This window comes from Runella sp. CRIBMP, from assembly GCF_009905605.1.
GTDB lineage: Bacteria > Bacteroidota > Bacteroidia > Cytophagales > Spirosomataceae > Runella.
The window spans coordinates 156,238-177,335 of the sequence record NZ_JAAAKZ010000012.1; the positions used below are offsets into that span (position 1 = coordinate 156,238).

Here is a 21,098-nt window from a genome sequence, read left to right on the forward strand (position 1 = left end):
TCAAAGGGTTGGAATTTTCGAGGTGTTACCTCAACAATTTTGTCTCATATTCTACACCCATTTCAGCGCAAAAATCACAGCGGATGCGCCTGCCATGTCGATTCTGTTAAATAAAAATTGGTAAAACCCGCCTCAAAACTTGACTCCAACGGACTGCACGCATACACTCCAAAATGTACTTCGGGCAACGGTTGGTGCAAATGAAAAATGCGCATTTGACTGAATTCTTCACCATCTTCTGAATTTTCAATCAAAAAATCCGAACCACCCCGCGACAGTCGATACCACATGGTACGCACTTCGGCAGAAATATCGGTTGTGGCCCAATCTGAATATCCTAAATTGGTTACGACGCTGCCCAAGCGGGCTATTTGTTTATTTTCATATTCAATGGATGCCTTAAACCAGTTGTCGCTGTTTTGATAAATGAGGACGCCGCATTGGTCAAATTGGATGTTGGAATCAAAGGTTGTTTTGACCGTAAATGTAAAATCCCCAGTAATACTCCGCAGGAAAGCCGGGGCATTGTCATTTTGAAAGCCATAGTAGGTGCGTTGCCAAAAATCGGTTTTCGGCTCAGTTCTGATGCTGAGACGCTCGTTGGCTAGCTCCCATTTCTGCGGTGGGTTTAGCCAGTAAAATTCAGAAAAGTCAAACATTTTACACAGGGGTTAAAAGTACGTTCGGGCGGTTTGCACCCAATAGAAAGGCGGGACAAATTCAACAATGCAAACTAACAACGATAACCGTATTTATTAACTTCTCACCCGACTTTTCTCGCTTTCTGAGCCGCCTGTTTGGCGTACATTCAGGGTTTTGCCTTTATTGAAACGATAGGTAAGTGAAAGAGTCGCGACGCGCGAGTCCAAATAGCTGAACCAGTTGGCCGAGGCATTGGCAATGTTGCGAATATCTCCCTTAATTTGATTGGTATAAAATATATCGCTGACGTTGAGTCTAATCGTCCCCTGATTTTTCCATACCTTTTTGGACAATCCAGCCCGCACCGAGCCAATCGGATAAATCAAGAGTTGGCCCAATAGAAACGTACTTTGGTACGACCCTGCCAATTCGGCCGACCAAGTGCTACTGAGTTGGAATTGATTGGTGGGAATAACCGCCCAATAAAAACGCGAATCATCCAGCTTTTGACCGTACAAAGTTGCCTTAAAACCATTGTTGATGTACTCGGTATAGAGATTGAGTGTCCACCATTTGGTGGGCTGCAAGCTGCCATTAACCGAAATTCCATATGAAATCCGCTGCCCAAAATTGCCTGGTCGACTGTAATAAATCGTACCACGCTGTTCGTTGGTTTCCGAAATCACGTTTTTAGCAAGGCTGTACTGTAACGTCGTGGTAATCTTGTTTTTGAAGGTATGGGAGAGTTCGAAATTGTACGAAAATGTCGGTTGCAAAAAGGGATTTCCACCGTAATAAGTAAAGCGGTCGAGGGGGTACGAAAAGGGATTCATGTCCTGATAATTGGGTCGGTCAATCCGACGGCCAAACGAGAATCCGACTTGGTGAACATCGGCCGAATCTAACCGATAACGGGCGTAAAATGTCGGGAAAAAGCTGTTGTATTTTCGAGTAAAAGTTGAGTCTTTGGTTTGCTCATTGCCCAATTGATGCCCTTTGATGGTGGTATTTTCAAAACGAAGCCCCGCCTGCACCGACAGCCGCTTGAACTCCCGGGTGTAATTTACGTACGACGCGTTGATGTTTTCTTTGTAATTAAAGTTATTGGTAAACTCATAATTTGGAAAACGTTTCCCGTCCAAAACATCAAAAAAATCGGCGACGTTTCCTGTCTTGATAAAGCTCGTTTTCAGGCCCGTTTCAATCTTACCGCCGCTTTTCAACGGGCTCGTATAATCAACTTTAGCCGTACTGATGTCGATGGTAGTAGGCAGCGACGAAAACAAAATCGACTGACTGACAAATTTATTTTGGGGGTCAAACAGGGTATTGGTCAATGTTTGGTTGCTGGTCGATTGGTAGTGAATGTAATCGGCATTGGTCGAAAGTTCTTTGCCCGTGCTGTCAAATTTATAGGTAAAATTAAAATTGGCGCTGCCGTTTTTCCACACTCTGTCGGTAGGACTGACGGCCTCCACCAGGCTTGTTATTTCATTTGCGGCGTTAAGTACTTTGGCTTTGTTGGTTACATTGACCAACGAAGGGTTGTAAAATCCATTCAATACCACCCCCAAAGTCGTTTTTTTGGACGCGTAAAAATCCACGCCGACTTTCAGGTTATTCCCGCCCTGATTGCGCTGAATGTAAGAATTTTGGGTAAATGCCGAGGTATATTCCCCCGTGGGCTGGTAATAGCGTCGCCAAATGGTAAGGTCTTGATAAGTACTGTTATGGTTAACGCTCGCGTTGGAGAAAAAATTAAGCTTATTGATGCGATAATTAAAATTGAGGCTGTTGTTGGTACGTCTATAAACTCCCTGACCATAGCTCAAATTGACCCCGCCGTTAAACCCCTTCAACACATTTTTTTTCAGTCGAATATTAATCACACCCGCATTCCCCGCCGCGTCGTATTTGGCGGGCGGATTGGGCATAATTTCGATGGTTTCGACCGAGCCCGCGGGGAGCGATTTGAGGTAATTGGCCAAATCATCGGCCGATAGGTACGTAGGTTTATCGTCCACAAACACCACCACGCCCGATTTGCCTTTCAGCCGAATTCCTCCGTTTTGGTCAACGGCAATTCCTGGCGATTTTTCGAGTACCTCCAACGCATTTGTGCCTGCATTGCCAATCAGCGCATCCACATTCACCACTGTTCGGTCAATTTTAGTTTCGACAAAGGGTTTCTTACCCGTCACTTTCACTTCCGCCAAACTTTTGTTTTCTTCCACCAAAACCACGGCAGGTAGCGTCGCATCAGTTTGCGCCACTAAAAATGGCTTACTGATGTATTTTTGATAGCCCAAGTTGCTCACCATCAGCAGGTAAGCCACCGATTTGATGTTCAGCAATTCAAACTGACCATTGGCTTCGGTCACCGCCGCTTTTACAAACGAAGAATCTTTGGCATTCAACAAAGAAACCACGGCTCCTTCTAGCGGTTTTTGACTAGTGCCCTGTATTTCACCAGAAAGTCTAAATGTTTGCGCCAAAAGGGGTTGGGTTAAAATAAATAGCAAAAAACCTGCAAAAACAAAAGTGTAGCGTTGAATCATGGGCTGTAATGAGTTGGATGACAGGATGCAACAAATGTATTTGCTATCATGCCTTTTCAGAAACAAGGAGGTACTAAATCCGCCTTTTTTTAGGCTGAGTTGCCAAAAATAGCGACCGAGGTGTTTGTTAAAAACACGTTTAGACCAATAAAAAGGGTGTCAGACCATTTCTAAGCCCAACACCCTTCTCAAGATACTTTATGAGAACAAAAACTACCAGCCAATACCGTAATCTTCGCCGTGGTTGCTGGAGCCACCCCAGAAACTGCCGTGTTCCCAATCGAAATAAATGGCGTTGATGGGTCCGCTGGTACGTTCCTGATAATTTATTTTGTAGCCCATTCGACCCAAATCTTTGCGGGTCCAGTCGGGCATGGCTTCGTTGAGAGTCAAACCGCCATTGATACGCTCGTGCTTTCCAAAACTTGAATACATCTGAAAAGTCTTAAAACTAGGCGCTTCGCAGGATTCCTGCACCGTCATGTCAAATTCTACCATGTTCAGGAAAAACTGCAATAGCAATTGGTCTTGCTCATCCCCCGCTTGCTTGGCAAACGACAGGTAAGGTTTGCCATTTTTGAGGGCCATGCTCGGGGTGAGCGTCACGCGAGGGCGTTTGCCGGGTTCGAGCACGTTGAAAGGGTTTTCTTTGGCATCCAGCACAAACGCCTGCATCCGTTGGCTCATGCCAATGCCAGTATTGCCCGCAATGCAGGCAGGTACCCAGCCGCCGCTCGGCGTCACCGAAACCACCCAACCCTCTTCGTCGGCGGTTTCGATGGAAGTAGTTCCTGCCGTAAATGATTCTTCAAATTTTTCGTCCAGAGTGGCATTGTTTTTCGGCGACGTCAGGCTAGCGCTGCCCCAATTTTTCAGCATATCCAAGTACGGATTGGCCTTTCCCTCAAACGGATACGGGTCGCCGGGGCCGATTTTGGGGTCGTTCATGTTGGGATTAATCAGCTTGCTGCGCTCTTTGGCGTACTCTTTAGAAAGCAGCCCTTTCATCGGTTCTTCGGGGCCAAAAGCGGGGTCGCCGTAGTAAAAATCACGGTCTGCAAACGCCAAGTTCATGGCCTGATACAGCGTATGCACGTAGCGGGTGGAGTTATAACCCATGCTTTTCAGGTCAAAATTCTCCAGAATATTTAATGCTTGGAGCATGGCCGGCCCTTGGGTCCACTGTTGCAATTTATAAACCTCGATGCCTTTGTAGGTGGTCATCATGGGCTCTTCAATCTTCACTTTCCAGTTGGCCAAATCCTGCTCTGTAATCAACCCGCCCTGCTCGCGGCAACCCCTCGAAAATTCCTTGGCAATCTCGCCTTTATAAAACAGATCGTTGGCGGCGTAGATAGCGTCTTTGCGCGATTTACCTTTGGCAAGTGCCTGTTGCTCCGCGTTTACCAGTTTTTTTAGGGTTTCGAGCAGGTCTTTTTGAACGAATATCTCACCTGCGTCGGGCGCTTCGCGACTGGCCCCCAAATGCGGCAAAAATACTTTTTTGGAATACGGCCACTGCTTGATCAGGTCTTTGCCTTTTTCAATCGAATTGGCGGTTTGGGCTTCAATGGGGTAGCCAGCGGCCATTTCCATGGCTGGTGCCAACACGTCTTTTAGCGACATAGTGCCGTACTCGGCAAGCATGGTCATCAGTCCGCCGGGCGTACCGGGCGTGACAGCAGCCAACGGGCCATATTCGGGCGGGTATTTCATGCCTTTGCTCTTATAAAACTCGGGCGTGGCGCCCGTGGGAGCTACCCCGTGAGCGTTGATGGCGATGACCTTTTTGGTTTTGGGGTTGTAAATGAGTGCCTGCGTCTCCCCGCCCCAACTGAGCACATCCCACATGGTACAGGTAGCGGCCAACATAGCGCAGGCCGCGTCGATGGCATTGCCGCCTTTGGTAAAGGTCATGGCCCCGGCCGTAGCGGCCAAGGGCTTGCCCGTAATGGCCATCCAGTGCTTTCCATGCAGCGGAGGCTTTTGGGTAGTGACTGGTAAGTTATTGAATGCCTGCGCATTGCCCTCCCTATTTATCAGAAAAAGGGCAAAAGCCATCGGCAGAAAGCGAAGTAGTTTCATAAGGTTTTAGTTTGGGTTTGTCGATTTTATCCTAAAAATAGGGATAGTGGTGCAGGATGTCAAATGAAGGGGGGGATTTTATGACGGGAGTAGGTGCTTTTGGAGAATGGCCAGAGAGGGGAAATAGCCGTTTGATAAATTAATTGGCATAAATTGGGGTAGTGCAAGCAGTTTTATACATTCCCGTAAGTTATATACATCCCTGTGTAAATTACGATTACAGGTCTTTTATATAGCTGCAATAAGTTACACTACCGCAGATTGTATACGCAATTATTATAGCTTTTAAAAAGATGAGTAATGTATATATCAAAAATTAAAATCAAAAATTTTCGCAACTTCAAAGAAAAGGAAGTAGAGTTTAAAGAAGGAATAAATGTCCTTATCTGGCATAATAATTCAGGCAAAACGGACCTACTTAAAGCCTTAGCTTTGATTTTAGACTATCAAGGCACTAAACGATTGGGCATAGACGATTTCTATAAATCATCTTCCCCCGAGCTTTTAACTGAACTAAGAGCCGCCGCGGGCCTGCCCCCTACATCATCCCTCTCGCCTTCAATTCCAGATATTTATTCACCGTATTGGCATTCAGGTCTTTGGGGGCGGTGAGGATGGATTGGATGCCATATTGCTCAAGCTCTTTTACAATGCGGCGCTTTTCGTAGAAAAACCGCTCGGCAATGGTTTTGAGGTAGATGTCTTCGGTGTTTTCGGCGGGGGTCTTGAGCAATAACGAAGTCTCGGTATTTTCGAAGAACACCACAATCAGCAAGTGGGTTTTGGCCAATCGCCGCAAAAAAGGTAGCTGCCGACGCATTGCGTTGACGGTCTCAAAATTGGTAAACAACAACAACAAACTCCGCTGCCGCACGTGCGTTTTTACGTACGAATACAGCGTTTCATAATCACTTTCTAGGTAACGTGTTTTCTGCTTGTAGAGCATTTCCAGAATCTTCTGCATTTGTCCCGCTTTACGCTCGGCGGGCAGAATTTGACCGATGACTTCCGAAAACGTAATCACGCCCGCTTTGTCTTGCTTCAACAACGCGATATTGCTCAATACCAGTGTGGCATTGATGGCATAATCCAAGAGCGTTAGCCCTTCAAACGGCGATTTCATGATGCGGCCCTTGTCAATCAGACAATACACGGCCTGTGAGCTTTCGTCCTGAAATGCATTCACCATGAGGTCGTTACGACGGGCGGTTGCTTTCCAGTTGACGGTGCGGATGTCGTCTCCCTGCACATAAGGCCGAATCTGTTCAAATTCCATGCTGTGCCCCAACCGACGGATGCGCTTTATGCCCAGCTCGGTCAGGCGGTTGGAAATGGCCATCAATTCGTATTGACGCATTTGGAGGTACGACGGATACACCGCCACCATCTTGTTTTGCGAAAACTGAAACCGACGTTTTATCAACCCCAACGGGCTTCTTACCAACACATTGACGGCCCCAAAGCTATATTCTCCGCGCTTGGTAGGGCGCAGTTCGTAGCGTAAAAGTTGGGTTTCGTTGGGCACCAATTCGGCTTCAAACAGCACATCACGTTTTTGAAATTGAAACGGAATCTCGTCAATGACTTCCAACCGTGCCTTAAATCCATAGCGATTTTCTAAGTAAATGGTAATCGGATTAGGGTCACCGTTAGAAAGGCGGTCGGTTACATCACGACGCGCAAAAACGCCCTCGTTATTTCTAAAAAGCAAAACCAAATCGGCCACCACCAGCAATGCCGCGATGGCACTGCCGATCTTGGCAATTCCGAAGAGAAACGGGAAAGCAAACGCCAACAAAAAGGTGGCCGTCAATCCAATGAAAACCTCCCAAAAAAGGGTGGAGATATAAAGTTGGCGAAGGTATTTCAAGACAACAGTTTTTAATATTATTCCTTCAAAATCAGGAACGTATTGAATGTATTTTATTGTGAACAGACACTTTACTAACGCGTAAACTCCCCAGCACCCTCTCGAATAATGTCAAAATTATCGTCGGTGGCATCAATGACCGTGGAAGGGATCAACCCACCAAAGCCTCCGTCAATGACAATATCTACCTGATGCTGAAAACGTTCAAAGATAATCTCGGGGTCGGTGGGATATTCCATGATTTCGTCTTCGTCATCCTTTATGGAAGTAGTAATAATGGGATGGTCCAATTCAAACACAATCATCCGCGCAATGGGGTGGTCGGGCACCCTAATTCCCACGGTTTTGCGATTGGCCAGTACTTTCGGGACCTTATTGTTGGCTTCCAAAATAAACGTAAACGGCCCAGGCAGGAGTCGTTTCATTACTTTAAAGGCGGCGTTGCTTACCCTAGCGTAGTCTGAAATATGGCTCAAATCGTGGCAAATAAACGAGAAATCATTCTTTTGGGGTTTGATTCCTTTGATGCGCGCAATGCGCTCCACGGCCCTGGCGTTGTGAATATCGCAGCCGAGGGCGTAGACGGTGTCGGTCGGATAAATAACAATACCCCCGTTGCGCAGGCTGTTGACTACCTGCTGAATCTTACGCGGTTCGGGCGTTTGGGGATGAATATGAAGGAATTCCGCAGGCACGTAGGAAGTGGGTTAAGTGTTTGAGTGCAAAATCAGTTGGACTAATTACGCGGAATTTTTCATTAATTGGAAACTTCCTTCAACTATTTTACACGTTTGGGCCTATTTTCCTCCCTGTCCACTTTTAACTCACTACCGTTCCAGTTGTACAAAAGGTACTCCCTGTTGCATCAGGGCGAGGTTGCGGTGATTGCGCCATTTGGCGTAACGCTGGTATAACCAGTTGACGGGCAAATGGAGGCGGCAGAGAAACACCAAAAGGTCGGTTTTCCAGCCAGGGTCTTCGATGTAATTGAGCAATTTTCTAAATGCCAGGGCTTGTTCGGGGTCTTCAGCAACAAAACATTTCTTGATAAACTCCCGGATTCTATTGGCCAAAATATCGTATTCTTCTTGCGACCGGCTCAAATCGTAGGCCTTGTTGCACACCTCCCAACTCGACCGCAGCATCGGATTTCCGATACGGTAAAATTGCGTCGCCAACGAATCGTCAAGTACCCGTTTGTACATCAGTACTTCGTCGATGTAGTGGTATTTATAATCGTGGGCCGAACGGATAAAAAAATCAAAATCTTCGTAACTGAGGTTTTCGTCGTAGCCGCCCAGTTTCATCAGCACCGACTTGCGCATCATGATAGAAGGCGTACAAATAAAGTAGCGTCGCAAAATTTCTTTGTAGATATCACCCGTGGGCACTTGACCTTTGGCGTGCCCATTGGCGCGCAATGCATAATGATAGCCCAATTTTGCGCCCGAAGAATCAATATAGGCGGCATTTGAGAATACCACCGCGTAGTCTTTGGGGAGACTCTCAAAGGCTTTTACCTGCATTTCGATACGGTTGGCCGGCATCACATCATCGGCGGCCAAATCAATGATGTACTTACCCGTCGCGTCGCCAAGGCCTTGATTAAAAGCCCGGCATAGACCTATATTGTGGGTATTTCTGATAAAAACAATTTCAGGGTATTCATCTACTAGGCGTTGAATCACCCTCCTTGATTCATCAGTGCTCGCGTTATCAATCACAATCAACTGAATGGCAGAATACGTTTGTTGAATGACCGATAAGAGACTTTCCCGAACAAAAAGTTCATGATTGTAGCAGGTGCAAATAACGGTGACAATTGGATTCATATTCAATGGTTACAGTACGCTTAAAAATTTATAAACGGCGCGTTTTTGTATAGTAAATGTAAAATATTAGACTCTATCTCTAACCAAAGTAACCTGACTTTTTAGTAAACGGTAAACTAAAAAGGAATCAAAGGTAGGTTTCTGGGAGACGATTATTGCATTTTTTGGTATATAAAAAATGCAATAATATATCCAATATCATACAAATCAATTAGTTATAAAATATCCCATAAAAATAACCATACAAATCAAAATCACCTTAAAATTTGGCACGGTTTTCTCTGCAATTTCATTATGATTCGATATAGAAGTATATCTTTCATTATTTATGGGTTAGGGTAGTACATAAATGCCATCCCAATTTGCGGATGGCATTTATTTTTTTGTTTCGGCGCCTTTCCTGTCATGCTTGGCCCGCCAAATACTGGTATTGAGTTCAAATCCAAAAATCAACAGCAACGCTACGAGGTAAAACCAAATCATCATCGCGATGATGGTTCCGATAGAGCCATAGAGTTTGTTGTAACTACCAAAACGAGAGAGGTAAAAAGAGAATCCGTAGGTCACCAAAATAATCAACATTGAGGCAATGATTGCCCCTAAATTAAAGAAGCGCCACCCGTGACGTACTTTGGGGGCAAACCGGTAGATGATGGCTACCGCAACTGTAAAGGCGAAAAACATCACTAAATAGCGCAGAGCGTCCAATAAAAAGACGGTTAAATGATCACCAAACAAAATGGTTTGGTGCAACCAATCGACCAAAAACCCGCCCACAATAATCACCAAAACCGCCAAAAAAAGCACGGTCGATAGCAACACAGTCAGCAATAGCGCAATTCCTTTGGCCTTAAAAAATCCTCGGTTTTCCGAAGTATGGTCTACCATGTTGAAGGCGGTCATGAGCGCTCCCATGCCGTTGGTAGCGGTGAGCAACGCAAACACAAAACCAAACGACAGGATGCCTCCCTGCTTCCGACTGATGATGTCATAAATGGTGGCCGCGGCAAATTCGTACAGCGATTTGGGCATGGCATCGTACATGAAGTTCATGATTTGAGACTCCATATTGGCAATCGGGAAGTACGGAATCAGGGTAAACAAGAACAGAATGGCGGGAAAAACGGCGAGCGTGAAGTTGTAAGCTACGGCGGTTGCCCGTTGGTCGATGTCGTACAACAGAATTTTTTCAATCAACAACGTGCCTATATCCGCCAACGAGACACCCTTGCTAAAAAACCGCTTTCGGTGCAAGAAAGCATAAGTTTTACGCAACTGTCGGTATTTGGAGTCAGACCAGTGTTGAAGCATTAAGGCGTTTTGATGATTTCACAACCCAAAAATACAAAACTTGACCCTAATAATTTCTTTAACCCAATGACTGCAAAAAATTAATTCAGCTAGAGGAGGCCTCCGCAACATCACAACTACCTGTTTATCAGTTATTTATTTACCAACAAGCCTCATTTAGTCAAACTTAAAAGAAAACTGTCAAGCTCAAACGAGCGAAAAAAGGCGTTCCGGGCGTAAAGTGAATTTCTTCAACGGGTGCCGCTTCTCCCTGCAATCGGCTTTCAGTAGCAAACTGAGTTTCTTTCCAACGTGTATTAAACAGATTCTGAACCGATAGGCCAAGCGTATAATTTTTTCGGCTATAATTGGCCTGCATATCCGTTACAAAATAGCCCTTGGCCACGATGGAATTGTCTTCGTTGGCAGGACGGTTGCCGATGTAGCGATACCGCAACGACCCGCTGAAACCAGCATTATTCTGTACCGACAGGCCACCCATTGTCGTAAAAACAGGAGCCAAAGGTAGGTAGTTTTGGCCTTCCAATTCTCCAATTGCCCTTGGTTTGGTGGTATTTACGTCAATATCAGCGTACAAGTGATCGGTGATTTGATACCGCACCGACAAATCAATTCCCTGCCGACGCGTACGACCCCCAGGTTCGACCACGCCCGCATCACCTACGTATACAAATTCCTGTTGTAACCACAGATACCACGCGGCAGCATTGATGAGTAACTTAGGAAAAGGCTTGAAAATCGCGCCCAAGTCGGAGCCGTAAGCAGGCGGCAAAATCTCCCGTCCTCCCTGCGGAACCACTACCCTAGTATCGTTGGAATGAAAGCCTCGACCCGTGTTGAGATACAACTGAAAACGGTTATTGAAGGTGTAATAAAAATTCAACTTGGGCGAAAGAATCGCCGCCGAAGCCTGTTTGGTCGTCAAAGGCGCCGACAGTAAATCTTCGTATTGATTACGAAAAAAATCAAGGCGCAGGCCCGCATTGATGGTAAACCGACTGGAAACCTGCACCAACTCATCGGCATACACCGAAGCGTTGAGTTCGTCGATGTTACCGAATTGAATCCGATTGAGGGTTTCTATTCGATTTTTGGTGTGCGAAAGTTCCGAGTTTTTTGTAAAATCCTGTCGGTACTGCACGCCCAATGTGGTCGTCCATTGCGTATTACCTACGTCATTTTGGGTAGCAAAACTGCCGTTATAACCCACTAAATTACGCTTCTCTTTCTGACGGATTTGGTCACCATTGATTGAATCTACCAGAAAAAAGGTAAAGTTGGAATACAACTCAAAGTTATAATTTCCGTAAAAAAACTGATTCTTAATGGTATGGTTGCGCGGGGTTACGGTCACCAGTTCGACGTTTACGTTGGTTCGACTTGTTTCACCGCCTTCGGTGGGATCGACGGATCCAAAAAAGCCAGTCAGCCCCGATTCAATGGCCCGGTCGGGAATCTGCCCAGAGTGGTTCCATTTACTCCAAAACGTCGACCCTGTCAGCGTGAGATAGGTCGTTGGGGAAAGATGCCCGTGGTATTTCCCCATGATATTTAAGCGCTTAAAGTCCTGCGGATTGTCAAAATACGAATTAGAATAAGAATACTCCGATGCCAAATACGCCGATTGGTTTTTGTCACGATTTTTCCCAGATTTCAGGCGATTTCCCAGTAAATCCAGCCCTGCTACTGCTCGGTACGTGCCAAATTGGCCCGCTTCCAGTTTCACAAACGAGCGGTCAAGTGCGTTGCGTGTGCGAAAGTTCACCCAACCTGCGGTCGTAAAGTTGCCTTTTTCGGCATGATAAGGTCCTTTTTTAAAATCAACGCCCTGAATCAATTCGGGAATCACAAAATGCAAATCAGCGTATCCCTGCCCGTGAGCGTGAGAAACCATATTGACCGGCATGCCATCTACGGTAAGTTGAATATCGGTGCCGTGGTCGATGTCAAACCCGCGCAAAAAAATCTGTTCGGCTTTTCCACCGCCCGCATGTTGGCCAATAAATAAGCCTGGCACCATCCGTAAAATCTCCTGAGAATTGACAATGGGACGAATTTTAATGTCTAAGTTACTGATAAGCTGTTGATCATGCGCCCGATGCGCCGACACCACCACTTCTTTCAATTCGAGGGTAGAGTTGACCATGAGCGTTTTGAGGGACGTGGTTTGGTCATCCAGCACAATCGCTTCCACTACCACCGTTTTCAAACCTACGTAAGACAATTCGATTTTATAAGGAGCCGCTACCAATTCATCAAAACGGTATTGCCCCAGTTCGTTGGTGGTGGTGGTTTTCCCCAACCCAGTCAATTGCACATTTACGCCCTTTAGGGGCAGGTTGGTGGTTTGTTCATACACCACACCCGAAATACTGCCAAGGTGTGCAAACGCCGAAAAACTAAACAAACAACTGATAGTCAATAATATGTAATAAACAATTTGTTTCATAACCGAAAGAGACTGCTAAAATTGGCACAAAATACTCAAAGAAATAGAAACCAACTCACCAGCAAGTGAGTTTGATAGCCCCATCAGAATACGTTCTAAAGCGGGAATCGTACCAAATGCTATGCAAAAAAATAACAAGATTTAATCCAACCAAGATAACCTCAGAGCGTGAACCTCGGATTGGTTTTTTTGGCTTCGGCAATCAGTTTATTTCCAGGGCCAGCATTGCCGAGGGCAAGCTCAATGGTGCCCGCTTTTTGCAATAATTCAGGGTCTTTACTACCCGTACGCAATGCAATCTGTACGTGTTGCTGCGCTTTTTGAATATTATTTTGTTTGAAATACACCCACGCCAACGCGTGATTCACATCAATATTTTTGGGACGTTTGTTGTATTCTTTCATGCCATATTCCAACGCCAAATCAAACTGCCCCATTTGCGTATAAAGTTTGCAAAGCTCCAAATCAACGGCATGACCTGACTGCGCATCTTCATCCAGCATTTTCACCACCTCGGCATATTTGGCATTTGCTTTTTCCTTGTCTCCTTGCAGCGCGTAGATTTCGGCCATTTCCTCATGAAACGAAAATTCGGGCATAATGGCCGCTGCTTTGTCGAGCGTTGCGAGGGCTTTATCGTATTCTTTTCTGGCTTTATGAATGCGGGCCACTCCTCTCAAAGCAAAAGCATAACTCGGACGCAACGCCAAAATTTCGTTGTATTGTTGTTCGGCTTCTTTCAATTTGCCCGTTGTTTCGTACAATTGCGCCAAAGTGTTTTTACTCCAACAATACGGCTCTGAGCCGGGCAGTCCTGCATCAACGGCCAATTTCATGGCTTCGATTGAGCTTGGATACTGACCATAAATCTCCCGCAGATAAGACGCTCGCGAGTACGATTCTAGCGAAGGCTTCATCTCCTGCATTTTATCCGACATCGCCACGGCTTCTTCATAGTTACCGAGTTCGACGTTGGCATCGACCAACACACCGTACACATAGGCGTTGTTGGGATTGAGTTGGCGGGCTTTTTCTGCCAAATCGCGGGCTTCGGCAAATTGGTGCTGCGACATTTTTACGGAAGCCTTGAAAGTAGTCGCCTCAAAGTTTTTGTAATCCATCGCCAACACTCCGTCCAAGATGGTTAAAATTGCGGGATAATAATAGGGATGTTCGCCCGTAATCCGTGCCTCCGAAAGGTAAATCATGGCCATCTGGAGACGCGGCTTGACATCACTCGGGTCTTTTTTGATTTGTTTCTTCAGTTCTTCTACTTTTTCTTTGGTTCGTACCCATTCTTCAGCTTTGGCCAACTCTCCCCTACGTTCATACAGCGCGGGTATTTCCATCGTTGAGGTGCTTGAAGCGGTGGTTTCAGAATTGGTTTTTCCTTTGTCGGTGCAACTCATTGGTAACAAGCCCATCATCAAAATAGGGAGGGAGAACAACAATGCTCGTTTTGGAATAAATATTACTTTTTTCATTTTTTTAGAGGGGAGATAGCGGTTGTTATTAAAAAATTGGGAGGCATGATTTTCAAACGATTACCGACCTCCCAAGTACTTCATTAGTTACGAATAATCTTCACCGTTTGGTGCTCGCTCGCGGTAGATACCTGTAGGAAATAAATGCCCGGTTGACGGCCGATACGGAACGTTTGGCGCTCAATCCGACCAGCTTTTCCGACCGATTGTTGTCCCATGACCTGACCTTGACTGTTGGTCAATCCCATGCGCAGCGCCTGTCCGTCAACGCCTGAGATTTCGACAGAAACATCATCCGTCAACACGGGATTTCCCAAAACCTTGACCGACAACCCTTGTACTTTATCTTCCAACGGAGTGGTAGCAATACGGGCCGATGAAGTAGATGGGCCCGAGTAGCTGTTACCCCGGAAACCTCGCCAAGGATTTTGTTCGTACGGAAACCAAGGTTTTAGGATGGTATCATTTTTAGTAACACCCGCATTAAACGACAGCACACTCACCAGATTTGGCGTTACGGGGCTGGCAGTTTCACCGGGTTTAAAATCGTCGTACCACAAACCGATGGCCGCCAATACAACGCCACCCACGGCCTGAAGCTCGATGGTGGTGACGTCATCCTCTAAACGGCGACCGTTAGGAAAACCATCCATGTTGGGAATAAACTGCAAAGCCGTCGAGCCGTTGTACATTGGGTCAGTAAGACCCAAAACAGCGGCTTGCACCAAGCCCAACGAACTAAATTTAGGGTCGGTACGGGGCGTGGCAGGCACGGCCATGTTGAGGCGCAGCCAATCACCAAAAGTAGGCAAGAAGTTGTGAATAAACGGTTTACCTGCAGCCAAAGGATTTCCTGCTTTGCCCGTGGCCAATTGGTACGGTGGCAAATTGGGCACACCCGTGTAAAATATAGGCAGAATATCAACCGCGCGTGGGCTTTTATTATCTGGCAACAACACACTTCCAAAAGCCGCTTCTGACAACGCCGTACCGTTGAGGGCAGGGTTGCCTTTCAAACCAAAAAGACCGGGCTTGCCATTCCGAAAATCGAAGGCTCCCAATGATTTTGATTGAATCCGCAAAGGAGCCAAGCCTGGAACTGCCGCCCCAAACTGAGAATCATCCATGTAAAGTGCCAGCTCAGGATTGGTAAAATACTGGGCAAACTGCAAATCTTCGCTTGGCTTAGCAGCATTCCATTTATCTTTCATCCCCAACGGAATCACGGCTTCGTTGGTCAATGGCATTCCCAACCTTGACACCTGAACGTAGTTGCCATCAAAGCCTACATCTCCACCCGAATAGAGCGTTTTTATCATCTGGCGGCTCGCCGAGGCATACACTCCGATGACGTAATCAGGGTCAAGAATATTGGATGCCTGCGCCACCGTTTTTTTGCTTTTCTGCAAGGTCGCAACGGGCACTTCAATCACGATAGAATGGCAGTTAAATTTAGCTACACCGTCTTTTCCGCTGCTTGGACGCATGTTTCCAAGGTCAAAAATTCCGCCCAAATCCACAAAGAATGGGTCATCTACCGGTCCGCAGAAAATCTTTTCGCCCGTGGTAGCCGTGGCCACAGCCTTATTGACCAAATCATCGTAAGACTCCGCACCCAAACCCACCGTTTTGTTCTCAATCGAACGGGGTCCGATGTTTGGTGGTGGTACCGTGCCTTTCATCACAATGGTGCTGAAAGACCTACCGCCGTCCATGCTGCGCTCACACTTGTAGGTAGTTTTCAGGTTTTCTTTACCCAACCGAATCAGGAAAAAAGTAGTAGGGTCTTCGTTGACACGCTCAAACGTAAAACGATAAATAATGTCAGAGCCGGGCGTAGCAGCGTTGTTGTCTACGTGAACTTCGTAGCGGATGCGCTCGCCAAAAGAATACCAGTTGGGTCCACCCGCAGGATGCTGAAAAGGGATATAATTGGCAATAAGCACCACATTTTCGGCATTATTTGGACTTTTAAAGGCGTACAAGTCCGTATTATCCGCCAGTGGGTCGTTTGAAATCAGCGGCGCTTCGCGGTGCGAAGAACCAAACGATTGGGAGGTTTGCAGGCAAATCACGGCCAGTACCCCCACCACAGCTATAAGGTTTTTTATGTTTTTCATCTTTTTCAGTGTTGTGAATGGTGAAGGTTAGAATCTTGCTTTTTCGGGATAATCAAATCCTCGCCAAGGGTTCTGAACGAAGGGAAACATGGGCTTTAGCTCAATGTCATTTTTGGTGGGTCCCGCGTTGAAACCCAGCACGTTAACGAGTTTAGGCGTCACGGGGCTGGTCGTTACACCCGGCTGAAAATCGTCGTACCACAAGCCAACGGCGGCTAGTACTACTCCACTTACGGCCTGCAATTCAATCGTGGTTACATCATCTTCCAAGCGGCGTCCGTTGGGGAAGCCATCCATATTTGGAATGAATTGTAAAGCCGTGGAAGCGTTGTAATCAGGGTCGGTTAAACCCAAAACGGCCGCTTGTACCAAGCCCAAAGAGCTGAATTTGGGGTGGTTGCGTGGGGTAGCAGGAACCGCCATGTTGAGCCGCAACATATCTCCCAAAGTAGGCAAGAAGTTGTGAATAAATGGTTTACCTGCTGCCAAAGGATTGCCACTCTTGCCCGTTGCCAGTTGATAAGGAGCTAAATTAGGCACACCAGTGTAGAATATTGGCAGTAAATCAACTGCACGCGGGCTTTTGTTGTCGGGCAATAACAACCCGCCAAAGGCAGCTTCCGAAAGCGCCGTTCCATTCAATGCCTGATTCCCTTTCAGCACAAATAAGCCTGGCTTGCCATTCCGAAAATCAAAAGAACCCAACGATTTTTCCTGAATACGAAGGGCATTCAGCGAAGGTACCGCTTTGCCAAACTGAGAATCATCCATGTAGAGTGCCAACTCAGGATTGGTAAAATACTTGGCAAATTGCAAATCTTCGCCGTTGTAAGGAGTGGAGGCATTCCATTTATCTTTCAAACCCACTGGAATCACGGCTTCGTTGGTCAGCGGCATTCCAAGGCGCGAGACTTGCACGTATTTGCCATCGTAACCCACATCAGCCCCTTGGTAGAGCGTTTGAATCATTTGGCGGCTCGCCGATGCCCACACCCCAATCACATAATCAGGATCCAGAATATTGGCGGCCTGCATCACACTTTTACCATCTTTTTGTAGTAAATTCACCGGAATTTTGAGGGCAATCGTGTGAACGTTAAAACGATTCAAGCCATCCACCGTTGGGTTGGTAGTGTTTCCTTCTGGACGGAAATTTCCGACGTCAAAAGCACCCGCCAAATCCACAAAGAAAGGGTCATCTACGGGGCCACAGAAAACCTTCTCACCCGAATTGGCTGTGGCAATTGATTGCTGAACGAGGGCATCGTATGAAGTCCCCAATCCAACCGTTGCGTTTTCGATAGAGCGCGGTCCGATGTTGTTTGGCGGTACCATTCCGTTGGAAATAATGGTTACGAATGTTCGGCCACCGTCGGTGCTTTTTTCACATTTGTAAGTGGTTTTAAGATTTTGCTTTCCCAAACGAATGTTGAAAAAAGTTGTTGGGTCTTCATTGACACTCGAAAATGTAAAGCGGTAGGTAATGTCATCACCGGCGGTAGTGGCTTTGTTCTTTATGTGAATCTCATAACGAACATTCGTGCCAAAATTGTAGTAATTGGGCCCGCCTTCGGGCGACTCGAACGGGATGTAATTGGCAATGATGGTAATTGAATTGGGGTCATCGGGGCTTTTGAAGGCATAGACGTCGGTGTTGTCGGCCAGAGGGTCCTGTGAAATCAGTGGAGCTTCCCGGTGGCTGGAAGCATAACTGCCGACAGACAACAGCAGTGCGCAACAAAGTAATCCAAACCCGCGTTGGACACGAAGCAAAGGAAACATTCGCATGATGTTAATGTGTTAGATTGTGAGAAAAATGGGTATTAGAAAAACCTTTAAAAAGGGCAATAAAAGGACTCCCGTTGATGAGAAGCATATCTCAAAACGGTTACGTTACTAAACTTTAAGAAAGTGATGAGGCTTTAAACAGGGTCACTGCAGCATTCCTGCCAAAGACAAAAGGTTAAACCTTAGTGGGTCAACCCGAAGACGAAACCCGGATACGCAGGGCAATTGGGGTACTCTTTTCCTTCATACGTTTCCATTTTGGTTGTACAAATCCAATAATTTGCTGTCATTTATTCATACATACGTGCCAGAAGCGGAAATAGATTTTAGGTAATGATTAATTAATGCAGCAAATCAAAAAAATTCGGTTTGGGATAAAAAATACCCATCAAAAAAGAAAAACCCCGAATGAAACATGACTCATTCGGGGTGCTGAAAAACGCAATTATGTCTACTCAAATCGTCTGGTCTACGTAAAATAGGGTTTCAATTTCTCCAACAAAAAGCTCGGTGCCCGCGTAGGTCGGTTGGTTTCGCGATTCAGAAAAACCAGCGTGGTTTCGCCCGTATTGAGTACCGCTCCCGTCTGATTCCGAATTTCGTACCGAAATACCACCCGCGCGGCGGGCAATTCCGGAATGGTCACTTTGATGGTTAACTCATCGTCGTAACGGGCAGGCTGCAAATAGCGTGAATAATTTTCGTAGACGGGCATCATCGTTCCTGCTTCCTCCATGTCCCGGTACGAAAATCCAATGCTACGCAGGGCTTCTACCCGCCCGATTTCATAAAACCGTCCATAATTGCCGTAATACACATACCCCATTTGATCAGTATCGGCGTATCTTACTCTTATACCTTTGTATTCGTAAGTAAACATAAATCAGTTGTCAGGAGTGAGAAGTGAGAAGTGAGGAGTGAGGAGTATTTTTTATTCTCACTACCGGCTACTCACTCTTCACTTCTACTTTATATTCATTTTATTGAGCGCTTCTTGGTACTTGCGGGCGTTGAGGAGGTGGTCGTCGTAGGTGACGGCAAAATCGTGGTAGCCCATCAGTTTTCCTTCGGGGTCAATTTTTACGCAGAAATAGAGGTAGTTATGCTCTTCTGCATTCAGCACGGCATCAATCGCCACCGTACTCGGCACGTTGATAGGCCCAGGAGGCAACCCTAAGACACGGTAAGTATTATAAGGAGAATTTAACGCCGAAAGGCGACCCGTAACGCGTTTGATGGAAAAGTCACGCCACGCAAAAATCACCGTTGGATCGGCTTGTAGCGGCATACTTTGGCGAATCCGGTTTAGGTACACCCCCGCAATGCGCGGCATCTCATCATTCCGATTGGTTTCGGCATCCACAATCGACGCCAAAACCGACACCTCTGCCTTGGTATATCCCAAAGCCTTGGCTTTTTCGAGGCGGGCGGGCGTCCAAAACTTTTGGTATTCGTCGTGCATTCTTCCCAAAAACTTATCTACGGGAGTGGTCCAAAAAATCTCGTAAGTATTGGGCAAAAACATACTTGATACATTGGTGGTATCAAATCCAAATTTTTGGCATACTGCGGGGTCGTTCAGCAGTTTGCCGAGCGCCTCGGGGCCAAATTCAAACTTGCTGCCAATCCGCTGAATCAAATCTTCTTTGAGACGAATATTATTGAAGGTCAACCTGACGGCATCCTGCGACCCGTTTCTTAGCTTTTTGATGGCTTCCAAATTTCCCATATCCCGCCGCAACACGTACCGCCCCGGCTTGATGCGCTCGGGCAGTTTGAGCAACTTGGCCATAAACCGAAACGAAATTTCGTCGTTGACCACCTCATTTTTTTTGAGAGTATCCAGCACCGATTGGTAGGTAGCACCCGTCGGAATCAACAGCGCAAAATCCTTGTCTTTACTTACCTGAAAGTTAGGCGTTTGGGCCATTTGCCAGAAGTAAACAGTAAACGTAGTAAACACGACTGCTACTGTAATAAATATTCCTATCTTTAAATTACGCGACATGAAATGATGATGTTTGACATTTATTTTTTGGAATTGGACTTCAAGCAGCACATTGCTACAAGTCGGTCGTCTGCTGCTAAAAAATCAGTGCAAAAGTACACGTTAGGTTTGGTTTTCAGTGCAGGCATTGGAAGTTTCCCTTTGTTTATTGCTTTATTGAGCACAAAAAAAGGTTCAAACGCCAAGTTGGCTAATATCCTAAAATGCCCTTTCATGTTAACTATTTTGCTATTTTAGGGAACAGAACGTTCAAAATTTGCATAATTATGCAAGATTTCGGAATCACAATGAGTTGTTAGTAGTGAGTATTCAATAACTTTGCATTTCTTATAATTTCACTATAAAGCTACCGATTAACCAAAAACTTCGCTGAACTATCCCAATGGACAAAAAAGAAGAATTACTCCGAATTATTGATCAATTTAATCTTATATACGAAAGCGAAGAAGCATGGCATGGTCCTTCGGTAGTAGAAGTACTCAGTGACGTGTCGTGGGAAATGGCCTCGCAAAAAATAATGCCCAATACCCACAGCATTGCGGAATTGGTTTATCACATGACCACTTGGCGGATTTTTGTGGTGAAACGCTTACAAGGCGATGGAGAGTATGAAGTAACCAAAGCGCGTGATTGGAAATCCTTCCTTGTTTTTGATGAATTTGAGTGGGAAGCGCTCCAAATGGAATTGAGTCTCAGTCAAGAAGAATTGATTGCCGAACTTGAAAAACGCGAAGACGACGAGTTTTTGGAAGAAATTGTACCAGGTCGTGAATATGATTTCTACACCATGCTTCACGGCATTTTACAACACGATTTATACCACGCCGGACAAATTTCTATCCTTAAAAAATCATTACTCTACAAAGGGCTTGGCAAAAAAAGCCGCACCGATGATGATGACTACTACGGTAACGGAGGCAGCGACGATTTTGATGATTACTGATAGTGTCA

The 21,098-nt window shown here is 46.0% G+C and carries 15 protein-coding genes; 2 read left to right on the forward strand and 13 right to left on the reverse strand.

What is annotated here, in order from left to right:
- Positions 1 to 74: 74 nt before the first annotated feature.
- The 3 genes from GVN20_RS22630 to GVN20_RS22640 form a co-directional block, all read right to left on the reverse strand.
- Complete coding sequence (locus tag GVN20_RS22630) at positions 75 to 659, reverse strand: DUF1349 domain-containing protein (RefSeq protein ID WP_166560534.1); 585 nt, start codon at positions 657 to 659, stop codon at positions 75 to 77.
- A 96-nt stretch (positions 660 to 755) separates the two neighbouring features.
- A complete protein-coding gene (locus GVN20_RS22635) occupies positions 756 to 3,200 on the reverse strand; it encodes an outer membrane beta-barrel family protein (RefSeq protein WP_166560535.1) in 2,445 nt (814 codons plus the stop codon).
- Between the two features lie 213 nt (positions 3,201 to 3,413).
- Positions 3,414 to 5,159, reverse strand: a complete 1,746-nt coding sequence (locus GVN20_RS22640; protein WP_409033847.1) for a gamma-glutamyltransferase family protein — start codon at positions 5,157 to 5,159, stop codon at positions 3,414 to 3,416.
- Between the two features lie 426 nt (positions 5,160 to 5,585).
- Here GVN20_RS22640 and GVN20_RS30170 point away from each other — a divergent pair, with 426 nt between their 5' ends.
- Positions 5,586 to 5,897, forward strand: a complete 312-nt coding sequence (locus GVN20_RS30170; protein WP_166560537.1) for an AAA family ATPase — start codon at positions 5,586 to 5,588, stop codon at positions 5,895 to 5,897.
- Here the strand turns inward: GVN20_RS30170 and GVN20_RS22650 are convergent.
- The 10 genes from GVN20_RS22650 to mltG all read right to left on the reverse strand — a co-directional run bounded on the left by GVN20_RS22650 (position 5,824) and on the right by mltG (position 20,147).
- Positions 5,824 to 7,155, reverse strand: a complete 1,332-nt coding sequence (locus GVN20_RS22650) for a DUF58 domain-containing protein (protein ID WP_166560538.1) — start codon at positions 7,153 to 7,155, stop codon at positions 5,824 to 5,826. The genes GVN20_RS30170 and GVN20_RS22650 overlap by 74 nt on opposite strands.
- 74 nt (positions 7,156 to 7,229) lie before the next feature.
- Positions 7,230 to 7,850: an L-threonylcarbamoyladenylate synthase gene (locus GVN20_RS22655; RefSeq protein ID WP_166560539.1), complete on the reverse strand. Its 621-nt coding sequence runs from the start codon at positions 7,848 to 7,850 to the stop codon at positions 7,230 to 7,232.
- Between the two features lie 132 nt (positions 7,851 to 7,982).
- Positions 7,983 to 8,987: a glycosyltransferase gene (locus GVN20_RS22660; protein ID WP_166560540.1), complete on the reverse strand. Its 1,005-nt coding sequence runs from the start codon at positions 8,985 to 8,987 to the stop codon at positions 7,983 to 7,985.
- A gap of 375 nt (positions 8,988 to 9,362) precedes the next feature.
- Positions 9,363 to 10,298: a YihY/virulence factor BrkB family protein gene (locus GVN20_RS22665; RefSeq protein ID WP_166560541.1), complete on the reverse strand. Its 936-nt coding sequence runs from the start codon at positions 10,296 to 10,298 to the stop codon at positions 9,363 to 9,365.
- A gap of 166 nt (positions 10,299 to 10,464) precedes the next feature.
- Positions 10,465 to 12,747, reverse strand: a complete 2,283-nt coding sequence (locus tag GVN20_RS22670; protein WP_166560542.1) for a TonB-dependent receptor domain-containing protein — start codon at positions 12,745 to 12,747, stop codon at positions 10,465 to 10,467.
- 161 nt (positions 12,748 to 12,908) lie between these two features.
- Positions 12,909 to 14,231: a tetratricopeptide repeat protein gene (locus GVN20_RS22675; protein WP_229599158.1), complete on the reverse strand. Its 1,323-nt coding sequence runs from the start codon at positions 14,229 to 14,231 to the stop codon at positions 12,909 to 12,911.
- An 83-nt stretch (positions 14,232 to 14,314) separates the two neighbouring features.
- On the reverse strand, positions 14,315 to 16,351 hold the full coding sequence (locus GVN20_RS22680) for a DUF4331 family protein (protein WP_166560543.1): 2,037 nt from the start codon (positions 16,349 to 16,351) through the stop codon (positions 14,315 to 14,317).
- Between the two features lie 27 nt (positions 16,352 to 16,378).
- Positions 16,379 to 18,133: a DUF4331 domain-containing protein gene (locus GVN20_RS22685; RefSeq protein WP_166560544.1), complete on the reverse strand. Its 1,755-nt coding sequence runs from the start codon at positions 18,131 to 18,133 to the stop codon at positions 16,379 to 16,381.
- 475 nt (positions 18,134 to 18,608) lie between these two features.
- Complete coding sequence (locus GVN20_RS22690; protein ID WP_166560545.1) at positions 18,609 to 19,019, reverse strand: thioesterase family protein; 411 nt, start codon at positions 19,017 to 19,019, stop codon at positions 18,609 to 18,611.
- A gap of 84 nt (positions 19,020 to 19,103) precedes the next feature.
- Positions 19,104 to 20,147: an endolytic transglycosylase MltG gene (gene mltG / locus GVN20_RS22695; RefSeq protein ID WP_166560546.1), complete on the reverse strand. Its 1,044-nt coding sequence runs from the start codon at positions 20,145 to 20,147 to the stop codon at positions 19,104 to 19,106.
- Positions 20,148 to 20,529: 382 nt separating this feature from the next.
- Between mltG and GVN20_RS22700 the strand changes: the two genes are divergently transcribed.
- On the forward strand, positions 20,530 to 21,090 hold the full coding sequence (locus tag GVN20_RS22700; protein ID WP_114462574.1) for a DinB family protein: 561 nt from the start codon (positions 20,530 to 20,532) through the stop codon (positions 21,088 to 21,090).
- Positions 21,091 to 21,098: the final 8 nt, after the last annotated feature.